Genomic DNA, 13964 nt, shown 5'->3' with positions numbered 1-13964 from the left:
AGATGTGTATAAGAGACAGGTGCAATATATGAAAGGTCAACAAACTTTTTGGATAATTTTAATATCTAACTTATTCCACGTTTTTTACTTGTTCTCATTTTATAAACTTGCTTATATGAAGAAAGTAAAGAATATTCCAGTTTACACTGTGATAGCACTTTTATTAAATGTATGTTTGAATTTTTATCTTATACCAAAATATGGTATGGAGGGGGCCGCTATTGCTACTGTTACCAGTGAACTTTTCCTAGCATGTATGCTATTCATTTATTCAAAAAATAAAGCGATAAAATTTCATGGTTGATAGGTATTTTAGGTTAAGTATATTTGATATTAAAATAGTAGCGCTTCTTCTGACTATTGCTTTAATGCCTCTACTTTTAAATTCAACTGAAGCTAAGAGTTTCGGTCATTATATATTGTTATTGCAGTTACTTGTTGTGTGTTTTGGGGTTATTAAAAGAGGGTATTGGATCTACGTCATGTCCCCAGCGATTTTAGCGATACTATATATTAGTATATCTACTGTGATTGGTGCGATCGCTTTCAAAGAAAATCTGATTGTTGGTAGGTTAAGCTACCATCAGTATAAAAATTGGGAATATGTTCCATATTCCTTGACTTTCTTAATGTTGTGTAATTTCTTTGCATTTATTGTTGATTTATTCTATAGAAATAGGGTGCAGGAGTTTTTTAATAGCTTTAGTTTAAATGTAAAAGTCAATTTCAATTACGTTATTTATACTTCACTTATATTATTATCACTTTCAATATTTACTGACTATATTATCGTAGGTTTCTCAATAATACCAAAAACATTAGCCGCATTGTGTTTAGTTTATTACTTGGCAGCAAACAAAATAAAATATAGGTTTGTTATTTACCTATTTATCATAGCTTTTCTATCCTTGAGTGCGGTCGAAAGTAAACGAGAGGCTATATTCTTAATTTTCCCAATTATATTTCTTGAAAGTTTGTATTCCAGATTCATTATAAATGCAAAAAATGTTTTTATTGCTCTGATAGGTTTTTCAGTAATACTTTCGTTGATAATCATTATGTCAATAGCTCGTGGCTATGGCAATTTTGAAAATTCAGATTCGTTTTTAACCGCTGCGCCATATTTTTTTCAATATATTAATAGTCCTATATTTTTATCTTCGTTGTTTAATAATATAGAGGCTACATCTGTTTATTATAACGCTCTTCAATCTATGGAATACGTGTTTTCAGACCCTAGCTTAATGTCTTTTGGGAGTACAATAGGTAAGGTTATTTTTATATTTATACCCAGAGAGGTCTGGGAGGCTAAACCAAGTAGTATTATTGATTTGTATACTAACTACCATGACCCTGGTTATAGGGCAATTGGAGGTTCTGACCCAATAAATATTTACGCTGAATTTTTTTGGAATTTTCATTTTTTTGGTTTGGTTGCAGTATTTATATTTTTTGTTCTTATGTATAAATTATATTTTTATTCAATAAAAAATATAATTGAGGGTAAAGAGTTAAATATACTTTGGCTGCTTTTTGTGTACATGAATTTTATAACCTATGTAAGAGGGAGTGGATTAGATATGTATGTCGTTTTTATTTCTTTTGCAATATTTTATAACTATACCGCGTACTATATATATAAACTGATTGCTAGGATAAAATAATGAAAAATATATTAATCGTATATAACGAAATTCAACACTACAGAGAAGACTTTTTCAATGAACTATCTAAAGAGTGCAACCTGACCGTTTTGCACTCAGGAAGTTTATTGCCAGGTACACAATACAAGCAGATAAGAGGACGGTTGATATCAATTGGTCCTCTGAAGTATCAGTTTGGAGTGACAAAAGAGATATTATTTAACCGGTATGACGCAGTGATTTTTCTTTTTAATGTGGCTTGGTTATCTAATTTAGTCAATGCGTTAATAGTTAAGTTAAAACCGAAAACAAAATCTATTCTTTGGGGCGCTTGGTATACAAAAAGCAAAGCTGCTAATTTAACTAGGGATCTATTTTCAAAGCTTGCTGACTCAAATATTTTTTATTCACCTAGAGCTCAGCAGCAGTTTGTTGCAAACGGACTGAAACGTGAGAAGGCATTTGTTGCAAATAATACATTTAATGTTCCTCGTCATGTAAAAGCATTTAACTATGATGATAAGTTTCGCTTTCTTTTTGTTGGGAGCTTAAATAAACGAAAAGATATGCCTACTCTAATACATTCTTTTAAAGAAGTACTTCCTCTAATCCCCAAGAATATTTGTTTAACTATTATTGGAAGCGGAGAAGAGCGAAGATATTTAGAAAGTGTTGTTGAGTCACTTGATTTAGATAAGAGAGTTAAGTTTCTAGGAAAAATTGAAGACTCTCAAATATTAGAGCAATATTATCGAGAAAGCCTTGCTTCTATCTCATATGGGCAAGCAGGATTATCAGTTTTACAGAGCTTAGGTTTTGGAACACCATTTATAACGAAACTTGGCGCCATAAGTGGTGGAGAAATTGAGAATATTAAAAGCTCAAGTAATGGGTTTATGTGTAAAAATAAAGAAGAGCTAAAAGATGTTTTAACCTTACTCGGCAATGATTTGGATCTAGCTCAATCATTAGGTCTAAATGCATACAGGTATTATGAAAAATATTGCACTATTGAGAATATGGCAAGTGGTTTTTTAGATGCAATAGATTCTACTGAACGCTCAACAATTGATTTTGAACATTAATAAGGTGCTATATGATTGATATTAAATACGTATATTCTCGGGTTTTAAGAAAGCTTAAGGGAAAAGCAATAAAGAATTCAAATATTGATTGCACGTCAAAAATCGAAGCTGGTTCAACTGTGGTCAATAGTACTTTTTTAAGACATTCATATTGCGGCTATGATTGTACGATAATAAACTCTAAGATTTCATCGTTTTGTTCTATTGCTAATAATGTAGTAATTGGAGGTGCAAAGCACCCTATTAATTTTGTCTCAACTAGTCCAGTCTTTCTTTCACATAAAGATAGCGTTAAGAAAAAGTATTCAAAACACTACTTTTACGACATACCCGAGACAATTATAGGAAATGATGTTTGGATTGGCGAAGGAGCTAAAGTGAAATCAGGTGTCAGAGTCGGTCATGGTGCTGTTATAGGAATGGGGTCAGTCGTTACAAAGGATGTACCTGATTTTGCAATTGTGGCTGGAAATCCAGCGAAGTTTATTAGGTTTAGATTTGATGATGATCTTGCTGCTCGTCTTTTAAGTCTTAGGTGGTGGGATTTTGATGATAATAAACTTGAAACTTTAGCTGAATACATTACTGACCCTGTAAAGTTCGTAAGTAAAGCAAATACTAAAATTAATTGATGGCAGATATATGAAAGATTACCAAGTTTGTACTAACTGTGTCATGGACACAACAGACACTAAGATTACTTTCGATGAGAATGGTGTTTGTGACCATTGTCTCGACTTTGAGCAAAATGTACAGCCGAATTGGCATACTGATGAACGCGGCAAACACGAATTAGATGCAATAGTTTCTAAAATTAAAAAAGACGGCGAAGGGCGTGATTTCGATTGTATTATGGGTATGAGTGGTGGTGCTGACAGTTCATATTTATTACATGTAATGGTTAAAGAATATGGTTTGCGGCCACTTGTATTTCACGTTGATGGTGGTTGGAATTCTGATGTTGCAGTACATAATATAAATGTAATGATTGATAAGTTGGGATTGGATCTTTTTACAGAAGTTATAAACTGGGAAGAGATGAAAGACTTTCAACTCACTTTCCTCAAGTCTAATTTGCCAAATATTGATATACCTCAGGATCATGCATTCGTGGCTACGTTATATGATTTTGCTGATAAATATAAAATAAAATATATTCTTAATGGCGGCAATATTTCAACGGAATGCATAAGAAACCCTCTTGAATGGCTTTATTATGGGACTGATATGGCTTTGATTAAGGATTTAAGAAAACAATTTAGTACTAATCCTATGAAAACATACCCATTTAGTAGTGTTTTGAGGCATAAGTTTTACTTGCGTTACATCAAAAAAGTGCAAGTGATTAAGCCGTTAAACTACTTCCCATATATTAAAACAGAGGCTGTTAAGTTTCTACAAGATGAATACTCTTGGAAAGCGCCCGCGCAAAAGCATTTTGAGTCGAGGTTTACTAAATTTTACGAGGGTTATTGGCTACCTAAAAAGTTTGGCTATGATACACGAAAAGTACAATTATCAAGCTTGATTGTAACTGGGCAAATGTCTCGTGATGAAGCATTAAAAATACTAGAAAAACCAGCTATATCGGAAGAAGAAGCTAAGCATGAATTTGAATTTGTGGCAAATAAGTTAGAAATACCTGTAGAGGAATTATATGCTTACTTTAACCAACCAAATAAAACGTATAAAGATTATAAAAATCAAGAATCACTTTTTGATTTTGGTGCGAAGATACTCAAGTTTATAGGTGTTGAGAGGTCAATTAAACGATGATTTGTATAGTTGACTATGGCTTAGGTAATATTAAAGCATTTGCAAATTTATATAATAAACTAAATATAGACTTTATGTTCGCAAAAACACCCAGTGACTTGTCTAAGGCTACAAAAATAATCTTGCCAGGTGTAGGTGCTTTTGATCATGCGATGGATAAATTGAATAATTCGGGGCTTCGTGAAACTTTAGATGACTTAGTTTTAAATAAAGAGGTTCCTGTTATAGGTATTTGTGTTGGCATGCAAATGATGGCCGATGGTAGCGATGAAGGTATTGCTCAAGGTCTGGGGTGGATCCCAGGGCGTGTGAAACGTTTTAAAAGAGATTCACTTGCTATCGAAAGTGAGTTCCCTCTTCCGCATATGGGCTGGAATAATTTAATTTTACAAGGTGAACACGCCTTAACTAAAGATTTTGATCAAGATAAGCTTTTTTATTTTTTACATTCCTATTATTTTGAAGCGAAACATAATAGTCATGTTTTAGCCACAGCTGATTATGGGTTTGAGTATGCATGTATTGTTGGTCATAAAAATATTCATGGCATTCAATGCCACCCAGAAAAAAGTCATCATAATGGTGTAACTTTACTGAAAAACTTTGCGAGTTTATAACAAATGCTACGTTCAAGAATAATCCCAGTACTTTTAATGCACCAAAAAGGTTTAGTTAAAACGGTTAACTTCAAAGAAGGCAAGTATGTTGGCGATCCACTCAATGCTGTTAAAATCTTTAATGAGCAAGAATCTGATGAATTGATGTTACTTGATATTGATGCTTCAGCTGAGAACCGTGAGCCGGATTATAAGCTTATTGAAAACATAGCATCTGAATGTAGAATGCCTTTATGTTATGGTGGTGGAATAAAAAAATTAGAGCAAGCAGAAAGAATTTTGCAGTTGGGTGTGGAAAAAGTATCTTTAAGCTCCATTGTATTTGATAGCCCTCAGATTGTGACCGAACTAGCGGAGCGAGTTGGTAGTCAAAGTGTTGTTGTGTGTTTGGATATCAAAAAGAGGTTACTTGGCAGCAAATATGATTGCTATACCATCAATGCAAAAAATAAACAGAAAGTTAACTCTCTCGAATTCGCTAAAAAGATACAAGAATTAGGTGCAGGGGAGATTGTAATTAATTCCATAGATAATGATGGGATGATGAAGGGATACGATCTTACCATGATTCGCAAGTTCAAAGATGTTTTATCGATTCCGGTGACTGCTGTTGGTGGAGCTGGTAGCCATGATGATTTAAAGCAATTAATCGATAGTGAAAAATTAATAGGTGCGGCAGCCGGAAGTTTATTTGTGTTTAAAGGTAAATATAAAGCCGTTTTAATTAATTATCCATCTCAATCAGCTAAACAGTCAATTTTATCAACAGATTAATCACGGAAAATTAAAATGAAACAAATTCTTCAAGATATGGCTAAGGGAGGCTCGGCCATTGTTGAAGCTCCTGCGCCTCAAGCGACAAAAAATAACGTGGTTATAAACACGACAACTACACTAATATCTGCTGGTACAGAGAGAATGCTAGTTGACTTTGGTAAAGCTAATCTAATAGATAAAGCTCGTGCACAACCAGATAAAGTTAAAATGGTGCTTGAGAAAGTACAGACTGATGGTTTGATGACCACGGTTGATGCTGTTAAATCTAAGCTGGCTCAGCCACTACCTTTGGGCTACTGCAATGTTGGTATTATTGAAAGTGTAGGTAAAGGCGCTGATGAATTTAAAGTTGGCGATAGAGTGGTGTCTAATGGTCCTCATGCTGATGTGGTGCGTGTTGCTAAAAACCTAGTTGCTAAAATACCTGTTAATGTAACAGATGAAGAAGCGTCATTTACAGTTGTAGCAAGCATCGGTTTACAAGGCATTCGCTTAGCTAACCCAACAATGGGCGAATGTTTTGTAGTGACTGGTGTTGGCCTAATTGGTTTACTAACGGTGCAAATGCTACGGGCGCAAGGCTGTAGAGTATTAGCAATCGACTTTGACCAATCAAAGCTTGATTTAGCTAAGCAGTTTGGTGCTGAAATTTGTAACCCTGGTAGAGGCGAAGATCCAGTGGCTGCAGGTATGGCATTTAGCCGTGGTGTTGGTGTTGATGGCGTTATTATAACTGCATCCACAAAGTCAAATGATCCAGTAACGCAGGCGGCTAGAATGAGCCGTAAACGTGGGCGCATTATTTTAGTGGGTGTAATTGGCCTTGAATTAAGCCGTGCTGACTTTTATGAAAAAGAATTAACCTTTCAGGTTTCATGCTCTTATGGTCCTGGCCGTTATGATCCAAGTTATGAAGAGCAAGGTAACGATTACCCGCTAGCATTTGTACGTTGGACCGAGCAGCGTAATTTTGAAGCAATACTTGACATGATGTCTGGTGGTCAAATTAATGTTAAGCCATTAATTACACATAGATTCAAATTTGAAAACTCAAGCGATGCTTATGATTTGTTAACAACTGACAAAAGTGCTTTAGGTATTTTGTTGCAGTTTGAATCTGAAGTAGCAAGCCGTCATGAAAAAGTAATTAAATTAAATACAGCACCTAATTATAAAGCAGATGAGCCTGTAGTTGGTTTTATTGGCGCAGGTAATTATGCATCGCGTATGCTGATCCCGGCTTTTAAAGAAGCGGGTGCGCAATTTCATAGTATTTCTACCTCTGGTGGGATTAATGGCGTAATTCACGGCGAAAAAGCGGGTTTTGCTGAGGCAACCACTGATACGCAAAACATGATTGATAATCCGAGTATTAATACAATTGCTATTGTTACTCGTCACAATAGTCACGCTTATTTTGTTCAACAAGCGCTTAAAGCAGGTAAAAATGTTTTTGTTGAAAAGCCATTAGCTATTACGCATGAAGAACTTGCTGATGTAAAAGCTGCTTATGATGAAGCGGTTAAAGCAGAGAAAGCACCTAAATTAATGGTCGGGTTTAATCGCCGTTTCTCTCCGCAAATTCAAAAAATGAAAGAGTTACTTGCTCCAATTAAAGAGCCAAAGTCATTTATTATGACTATGAATGCGGGCAGTATCCCTGCAGACCATTGGACACAAGATAACAGTGTAGGTGGCGGGCGTATTATTGGTGAAGCATGCCACTTTATAGATTTAATGCGTTATTTAGTTGGTAGTGAAATTGTAAGTGTTCAAGCTCGTAGAATGGGTGATACCGACTCAGTGGAAGTTACTGAAGACAAAGCGGCAATTATACTAGGTTTTGCTGATGGTTCATTCGGTACAATTCACTACTTAGCTAATGGTGCTGCTAGTTTCCCTAAAGAGCGGGTAGAAGTATTTGCTGCAGGTAGTACATTACAGTTAGATAACTTTATTAAATTAAAAGGGTTTGGCTGGAAAGGATTTAAAAAGCTTAACTTATGGAAGCAAGATAAAGGCCAAACAGCTTGCTCTGCTGCTTTTATTAATTCTGTTAAGCAAGGGACGGTAGCACCTATTCCTGCTAATGAACTGTTTGAAGTTGCTAAAATCACAATTGATATAGCTGAGCAGTTGCGTTTACAAAAATGAGCTTAGTTAAAGTCAAAACAGCACTCGGATTAGGTTTACCAAACCTAATCCGAGTATTTGTATATCAGCTAGGGATAAAAACTGGGCTTAATAAAGTAAAAAGTATTACCAGTGAAGTTAAGCAAGGGGGCTTTTTTACGCCCTATATTGGCTCGACTGTTAATACCCAATGTAATACTCAGTGGAGTAATAAACATACTTATTTTGGTATTGAGAGAGCTAATGAAGCGATCCCTAATTGGCAGCAAAGTTGTTTAAATGGTGAGTTAGCGCCTGCTGATAAGCCTTGGTATTTAATTGGTGATTTTAATAACCAGTTGGGTGATATCAAAGGTGTATGGGAGGCGTCACGTTTTGATTGGGTCGTTAGTTTTTCGCAACACGTAGCAACAGGTGATGCAACAGGACTTAAAAAATTAAATACATGGTTAATTGATTGGGTAGATAAGAACCCAACCTACAACGGAGTTAATTGGAAGTGTGGGCAAGAGGCATCAATAAGGGTGCTTCATTTGGCGTTAGCTGCGCTAATATTAAAACAAACTCACAATACCACTCCTGCATTACTAAGCTTTATAAAAGCGCACCTAAAGCGAATATCACCAACGATAATGTATGCTGTTGCGCAAGACAATAACCATGGTACATCAGAAGCTGCTGCACTTTATATTGGTGGCTCATGGCTTGCACAAAATGGCAATGCTGAAGGAGTTAAATGGCAAAAGCAAGGCTTAAAATGGCTCGAAAATAGAGCCCATAAGCTAATAGAAGAGGACGGCAGTTTTAGCCAATACTCTGTAACTTATCATCGTGTGATGTTGGATACTTATAGCTTGGCAGAGGTTTGGCGGCAAAAACATGATCTCTCTTGTTTTAGTAAGCGGCTATATACAAAGTTAGCCGCAGCTACTAATTGGTTGTTCTACTTTACTGATGCTAAAACAGGGGATGCGCCAAATATGGGCGCTAATGATGGAGCACGGTTAATACCTTTAACGGGCACTGATTACAGGGATTTTAGGCCGAGCGTTCAGCTTGCAAGTGTATTATTTGTAAATAAAGCAGCCTATGATTTTAGTGGTGATTTTAATGTTCCACTGCAATGGTTAGAGTTGGAAATACCGAAGCAATCTATAGCTAATAAGAGTTCTAAAGACTTTATTAATGGTGGCTATACCTATTTATCTTGTGAAAATGCAGGGCTTTATTTTAACTACCCTATGTTTAAGTTTAGGCCAAGCCAATGCGATGCTTTACATATTGACTTTTGGTTGGATGGCCAAAATATATTTCGTGATGGTGGCACATTTAGCTACAATGCTGGTCAAAAATACATTGACTACTATGGTGGTGTAAAAAGCCATAACACAGTTGAATTTGATGCTCATGAGCAAATGCCACGTTTAAGTCGTTTTTTATTAGGTGACTGGCTAAAAACATCAATTAAAAAAGAGCTTACTGTGAGTAATGAATGCCAAGCGGTTACTGCTGGCTATAAAGACCGCTTTGGTTGTGAACATATTAGAGCCATAAAGTTGCAGCCTAATGTACTAATAATACAAGATATTATTAACGGCTTTAAACACCAGGCAATACTTCGCTTTCGTCTTGCTCCTGCTGATTGGCAGTTAGTTGGTGATAGTGTTGTAAGTGAGTTGTGCACAATTAATTTTTCAGCAGATATCAATATAAAGCGCATTGAATTAACCACAGGTTATGAATCTCGCTATTATTATCAAGAATCTGAAATTCCAGTACTCGAAATCGAAGTTAATAAACCTGGAATACTTACCACGGAAGTAAAGTTTTAATTATGAATATTTTATATTTTCACCAGCATTTTTCTACACCAAGCGGCTCCACTGGCATACGTTCTTATGAAATGGCTCAGCGTTTACTTAAGCATAACCATCAAGTGACTATGGTTTGTGGCAGCTACGGTGGCGGTGAAACGGGTTTAACTACTGATTTTGTTAAAGGCCGAAGAGAAGGCGTAGTGGATGGTATTAATATCATAGAGTTTGATTTAGCTTATTCAAATGCTGATGGTTTAGTAAAGCGTGCTGGTACTTTTTTAAAATTTGCTTTAAAAAGTATTGGTATTGCGTTAACTCATAAATACGATGTGGTTTTTGCAACAACAACGCCTTTAACGGCAGGTATACCGGGAATATTTGCGCGCTGGCTTAGAGGCAAACCGTTTGTATTTGAGGTTCGTGATTTATGGCCTGAGTTACCTAAAGAAATGGGGGTAATTACAAACCCGCTAGTGTTAGCTGCTATGTCTGCTTTAGAGTGGTGTTCTTACCGTTCAGCTCACCGTTGCATTGGTTTGTCGCCTGGTATTGTTGAAGGTATTAAAAAACGTGGTGTAAAAGCCAGTAAGGTTGAAATAGTACCAAATGGTTGTGATTTAACAATATTTGCTGATGAAGTTACTGCTTGGCGCCCAGATGGCGTTGCCAATACAGATTTAATGGCTGTTTTTACTGGGACTCATGGGCAAGCAAATGGCTTAGATGCCGCATTAAATGCTGCAGTTGAATTAAAAAAACGCGGTCGCGACGATATTAAACTTGTTTTAGTTGGCCAAGGGAAGTTGAAAGAAAGCTTGCAGGCCAGAGCTAAGCAAGAAGGGTTGGATAATGTAATTTTTCATCCTCCGGTTAATAAAAGCAAATTAGCTGAACTGATGAAAGGTGCTGATATTGGCTTACAGTTATTAGCTAACATTCCGGCTTTTTATTATGGTACGTCACCTAATAAATTTTTTGATTATATTTCGGCAGGCTTACCTGTTCTTAATAACTATCCTGGTTGGTTAGCGGGGATGATTAAAGAGAATAATTGTGGTTATGCAATTGAGCCTGACAATGCTTTTGCTTTTGCTGATGCGTTAGAGGATGCCGCAAATAAAAAAGAGTTACTACCTGAAATGGGCGAAAGGGCACAGGCTTTGGCTAAGCGTGATTTTAATCGCCATAACTTAGCTGATAAATGGGTAACTTGGGTTACTGGAGCTGTAAAATGAAACGCCTATTTGATTTTTTAGTTGCTCTGTGTGCAATACTCACCTTATTACCTGTAATTGTTGTAGTTGCTGTACTTATACGTTTTAAACTGGGTTCACCTATTTTATTTACGCAAGATCGCCCTGGTTTGAATGGTAAAATTTTTAAAATGATGAAGTTTAGGACCATGCTTGATGGCAAAGATAAGCAAGGAAATTTACTGCCTGATGATGAGCGAATGACTCCATTTGGTGCTTTTTTACGTTCAACTAGCTTAGATGAGCTGCCAGGTTTATTTAACGTATTAAAAGGCGATATGAGCTTAGTAGGGCCAAGGCCCCTGCTTGTGCAATATTTACCGCTTTATAGCCCTGAGCAAGCACGTCGCCATAATGTACGGCCCGGTATTACTGGTTGGGCACAAGTGAATGGCCGCAATGCAATTAGCTGGGAGCAAAAATTTAAGCTTGATGTGTGGTATGTTGATAACCAAAGCTTGTTACTGGATTTTAAAATACTATTACTCACGGTAAAAAAAGTGTTTGTTCGTGAAGGTATCAGCGCTGACGGGCATGTAACTATTGAGCCATTCAAAGGCTCTAATAATGACTAAACAGTTAGCGATAGTGGGTGCTAGCGGCCATGGTAAGGTTATTGCTGATATTGCCGAGCAACTTGGGTTTACGGTTAAGTTTTATGACGACGCTTACCCAAGTAAAACCAATATTGAGCATTGGCCAATACAGGGTACATGCGCTGATTTAATTGCCTTACATACTACGCCAATCGATTTTGTTGTTGCTATTGGTAATAATGATATTCGCTTACAAAAAATACAGTTATTACAACAAAATAATTTTAACCTCATAACGTTAATTCATCCCACTGCAGTGATAAGTAAATATGCAGTAATAGCGCAGGGCACGGTAGTTTTTGCCGGTGCTGTGATCAATGCATTTGCCAAAGTGGGGGTTGGTTGTATTATCAACACCTCAGCGGTTGTTGAGCACGACTGTATTATTGGTGATTTTACCCATATTTGCCCTAATGTTGCTTTAGCGGGCGGCGTTATTGTTGGCAGTAAAAGCTGGGTTGGCATTGGCAGCCAAGTGAGACAGTTAATCACTATTGGCGATAACTGCTTGATTGGTGCTGGTAGTACCGTTGTAAAAAATATACCTAATAACGTTACTGTATTTGGCTCTCCTGCAGTACCAAGATAAGTTAAACACTCATTTCTATATGGAATCAATAGGAACATCATGTTAAATACCCCATTTTCTCCTTGGCCAAGCTTTACTCAGCAAGAGGCTGATGCTGTAAGTCGTGTTGTTTTGTCAAACAAAGTTAATTATTGGACCGGCACTGAAGGCCGTGAATTTGAAAAAGAATTTGCCAGCTGGGCTGGTAGTGAATACGCAATAGCACTTGGTAACGGTACGCTTGCATTAGATATTGCGCTGAAAGCGTTAAATGTAGGTGCAGGTGATGAGGTTATAACTACACCGCGTACTTTTTTAGCATCTGCCTCTAGTATTGTTACAGCCGGCGCAGCACCTGTATTTGCTGATGTTGACCTAAACAGCCAAGCCATTACTGCTGAATCTATTAAAGCGATACTTACACCAAAAACAAAAGCCGTTATTGTTGTACATTTGGCGGGTATGCCAGCTGAAATGGACGAAATAATGGCGCTCAGCAAAGAGCATGGTTTTTATGTGATTGAAGATTGTGCTCAAGCTCATGGCGCTAAGTATAAAGGTAAATCTGTTGGTAGTATTGGCCATGTTGGCGCGTGGAGTTTTTGCCAAGATAAAATCATGACCACCGGCGGTGAAGGCGGCATGGTGACCACTAACTCAAAAGAGTTATGGTCAGCTATGTGGAGCTATAAAGACCACGGTAAAAGCTTTGATGCTATTTATAACCGTGAACACCCACCAGGGTTTAGATGGTTACACGAAAGCTTTGGCACCAACTGGCGCATGACTGAGATGCAAGCCGCTATTGGTCGTATTCAATTAACGCGTATGAGCGATTGGTCTGCAAAACGCCAAGCGTACGGCGCCGAACTTGATAAAGCCGCACGTGGTTTTGATTGTATTCGTTTAGTTGAAGTACCTGAGCATAGCGAACACGCTGAATATAAACATTATATGTTTATAAAGCCAGAACAGTTAGCCAAAGGGTGGGATCGCGACCGTATAGTTAACACTATAGTTGAGCGCGGCGTACCGTGTTTTCAGGGTAGTTGCTCAGAAGTGTATTTAGAAAAAGCGTTCGATAACACTCCATGGCGCCCAGAAACCCGCCTACCGAACGCTGTTGAACTTGGTGAAACGTCAATCATGTTTTTAGTGCACCCAACGTTGACTGAAGCTGAAATAGCCAAAACAACTCAAGCAATGAAAGAAGTGTTTGGGTTAGCGAGTAAGTGTTAGGTTGCTAGGTTCTAGGGTAGGTACTAGATTCTAGGGAAGTGCCTTGGAGCTAGAAGAAATCTAGGAAACAAAGGATGGTGTTATCCAATTTGAAAAACTGCTTCTAGGTTAGCGCAGTACCTAGGTTGGAAATGTTTTTAGTAATTTATTCACCACAGAGTACACGAAGAGCACAGAGGTAGAGATTAGAGAGTTAATAGATTTTATCTCCTTTTAACTAATCTTTCCTCTGTGTAGTGCAGCGACTTTGTGCCCTCGGTGGTGAAATTGTTTTTAGTGATTTATTCACCACGGAGCACACCGAGTTCACTGAGGTAGAGATTAGAGAGTTAATAGATTTTATCTTTAACTAGTCTTTCCTCTGTGTAGCGAAGCGCCTCTGTGTTCTCGGTGGTGAAATTGTTTTTAGTGATTTATTCACCACGGAGCACACCGAGTTCACTGAGGTAGAGATTAGCGG

General features: G+C 37.2%; 13 protein-coding genes. All 13 read left to right on the top strand.

Annotated features, from left to right (window positions below; genetic code table 11):
• Positions 1 to 304 (top strand): polysaccharide biosynthesis C-terminal domain-containing protein (locus C7Y70_RS20395; RefSeq protein ID WP_210114682.1); only part of this gene is annotated, 304 nt, incomplete at its 5' end.
• Positions 297 to 1664, top strand: a complete 1368-nt coding sequence (locus C7Y70_RS20390) for an O-antigen polymerase (RefSeq protein WP_135476845.1) — start codon at positions 297 to 299, stop codon at positions 1662 to 1664. The genes C7Y70_RS20395 and C7Y70_RS20390, both read left to right, overlap by 8 nt.
• Entirely contained in the window at positions 1664 to 2728 is a 1065-nt protein-coding gene (locus C7Y70_RS20385) for a glycosyltransferase (RefSeq protein WP_135476843.1), read from the top strand. Before C7Y70_RS20390 ends, C7Y70_RS20385 begins: the two co-directional genes overlap by 1 nt.
• 11 nt (positions 2729 to 2739) lie before the next feature.
• Positions 2740 to 3360 (top strand): CatB-related O-acetyltransferase, encoded by a 621-nt coding sequence (locus tag C7Y70_RS20780; RefSeq protein ID WP_135476841.1) that lies wholly within the window; start codon positions 2740 to 2742, stop codon positions 3358 to 3360.
• A 10-nt stretch (positions 3361 to 3370) separates the two neighbouring features.
• On the top strand, positions 3371 to 4504 hold the full coding sequence (locus C7Y70_RS20375; RefSeq protein WP_135476840.1) for an N-acetyl sugar amidotransferase: 1134 nt from the start codon (positions 3371 to 3373) through the stop codon (positions 4502 to 4504).
• Complete coding sequence (gene hisH / locus C7Y70_RS20370) at positions 4501 to 5121, top strand: imidazole glycerol phosphate synthase subunit HisH (RefSeq protein WP_135476838.1); 621 nt, start codon at positions 4501 to 4503, stop codon at positions 5119 to 5121. The genes C7Y70_RS20375 and hisH overlap by 4 nt, the downstream gene beginning before the upstream one ends.
• Before the next feature lie 3 nt (positions 5122 to 5124).
• On the top strand, positions 5125 to 5895 hold the full coding sequence (locus tag C7Y70_RS20365) for an AglZ/HisF2 family acetamidino modification protein (RefSeq protein WP_135476836.1): 771 nt from the start codon (positions 5125 to 5127) through the stop codon (positions 5893 to 5895).
• Between the two features lie 15 nt (positions 5896 to 5910).
• Complete coding sequence (locus tag C7Y70_RS20360) at positions 5911 to 8052, top strand: bi-domain-containing oxidoreductase (RefSeq protein WP_135476834.1); 2142 nt, start codon at positions 5911 to 5913, stop codon at positions 8050 to 8052.
• Positions 8049 to 9863, top strand: a complete 1815-nt coding sequence (locus C7Y70_RS20355) for an alginate lyase family protein (RefSeq protein WP_135476832.1) — start codon at positions 8049 to 8051, stop codon at positions 9861 to 9863. The genes C7Y70_RS20360 and C7Y70_RS20355 overlap by 4 nt, the downstream gene beginning before the upstream one ends.
• A 2-nt stretch (positions 9864 to 9865) precedes the next feature.
• Positions 9866 to 11083 (top strand): glycosyltransferase family 4 protein, encoded by a 1218-nt coding sequence (locus C7Y70_RS20350; protein ID WP_135476830.1) that lies wholly within the window; start codon positions 9866 to 9868, stop codon positions 11081 to 11083.
• On the top strand, positions 11080 to 11676 hold the full coding sequence (locus C7Y70_RS20345; protein WP_135476828.1) for a sugar transferase: 597 nt from the start codon (positions 11080 to 11082) through the stop codon (positions 11674 to 11676). Before C7Y70_RS20350 ends, C7Y70_RS20345 begins: the two co-directional genes overlap by 4 nt.
• Complete coding sequence (locus tag C7Y70_RS20340) at positions 11669 to 12286, top strand: acetyltransferase (RefSeq protein WP_135476827.1); 618 nt, start codon at positions 11669 to 11671, stop codon at positions 12284 to 12286. Before C7Y70_RS20345 ends, C7Y70_RS20340 begins: the two co-directional genes overlap by 8 nt.
• A gap of 39 nt (positions 12287 to 12325) precedes the next feature.
• Positions 12326 to 13504 (top strand): DegT/DnrJ/EryC1/StrS aminotransferase family protein, encoded by a 1179-nt coding sequence (locus tag C7Y70_RS20335; RefSeq protein WP_135476825.1) that lies wholly within the window; start codon positions 12326 to 12328, stop codon positions 13502 to 13504.
• Positions 13505 to 13964 lie beyond the last annotated feature (460 nt).

The sequence above is a fragment of the Pseudoalteromonas sp. KS88 genome (assembly GCF_004766475.1).
GTDB lineage: Bacteria > Pseudomonadota > Gammaproteobacteria > Enterobacterales > Alteromonadaceae > Pseudoalteromonas.
Note: the sequence above shows the minus strand (reverse complement) of the source record. Positions and strands in the feature narration are given on the sequence as shown.

Excerpts from the sequence above, each read along its gene's own strand:
- C7Y70_RS20350 (WP_135476830.1), top strand. The coding sequence starts at position 9,866 with ATGAATATTTTATATTTTCACCAGCATTTTTCTACACCAAGCGGCTCC.
- C7Y70_RS20390 (WP_135476845.1), top strand. The coding sequence starts at position 297 with ATGGTTGATAGGTATTTTAGGTTAAGTATATTTGATATTAAAATAGTA.
- C7Y70_RS20360 (WP_135476834.1), top strand. The coding sequence starts at position 5,911 with ATGAAACAAATTCTTCAAGATATGGCTAAGGGAGGCTCGGCCATTGTT.
- C7Y70_RS20340 (WP_135476827.1), top strand. The coding sequence starts at position 11,669 with ATGACTAAACAGTTAGCGATAGTGGGTGCTAGCGGCCATGGTAAGGTT.
- C7Y70_RS20345 (WP_135476828.1), top strand. The coding sequence starts at position 11,080 with ATGAAACGCCTATTTGATTTTTTAGTTGCTCTGTGTGCAATACTCACC.
- C7Y70_RS20375 (WP_135476840.1), top strand. The coding sequence starts at position 3,371 with ATGAAAGATTACCAAGTTTGTACTAACTGTGTCATGGACACAACAGAC.
- hisH (WP_135476838.1), top strand. The coding sequence starts at position 4,501 with ATGATTTGTATAGTTGACTATGGCTTAGGTAATATTAAAGCATTTGCA.
- C7Y70_RS20335 (WP_135476825.1), top strand. The coding sequence starts at position 12,326 with ATGTTAAATACCCCATTTTCTCCTTGGCCAAGCTTTACTCAGCAAGAG.
- C7Y70_RS20385 (WP_135476843.1), top strand. The coding sequence starts at position 1,664 with ATGAAAAATATATTAATCGTATATAACGAAATTCAACACTACAGAGAA.
- C7Y70_RS20355 (WP_135476832.1), top strand. The coding sequence starts at position 8,049 with ATGAGCTTAGTTAAAGTCAAAACAGCACTCGGATTAGGTTTACCAAAC.
- C7Y70_RS20780 (WP_135476841.1), top strand. The coding sequence starts at position 2,740 with ATGATTGATATTAAATACGTATATTCTCGGGTTTTAAGAAAGCTTAAG.
- C7Y70_RS20365 (WP_135476836.1), top strand. The coding sequence starts at position 5,125 with ATGCTACGTTCAAGAATAATCCCAGTACTTTTAATGCACCAAAAAGGT.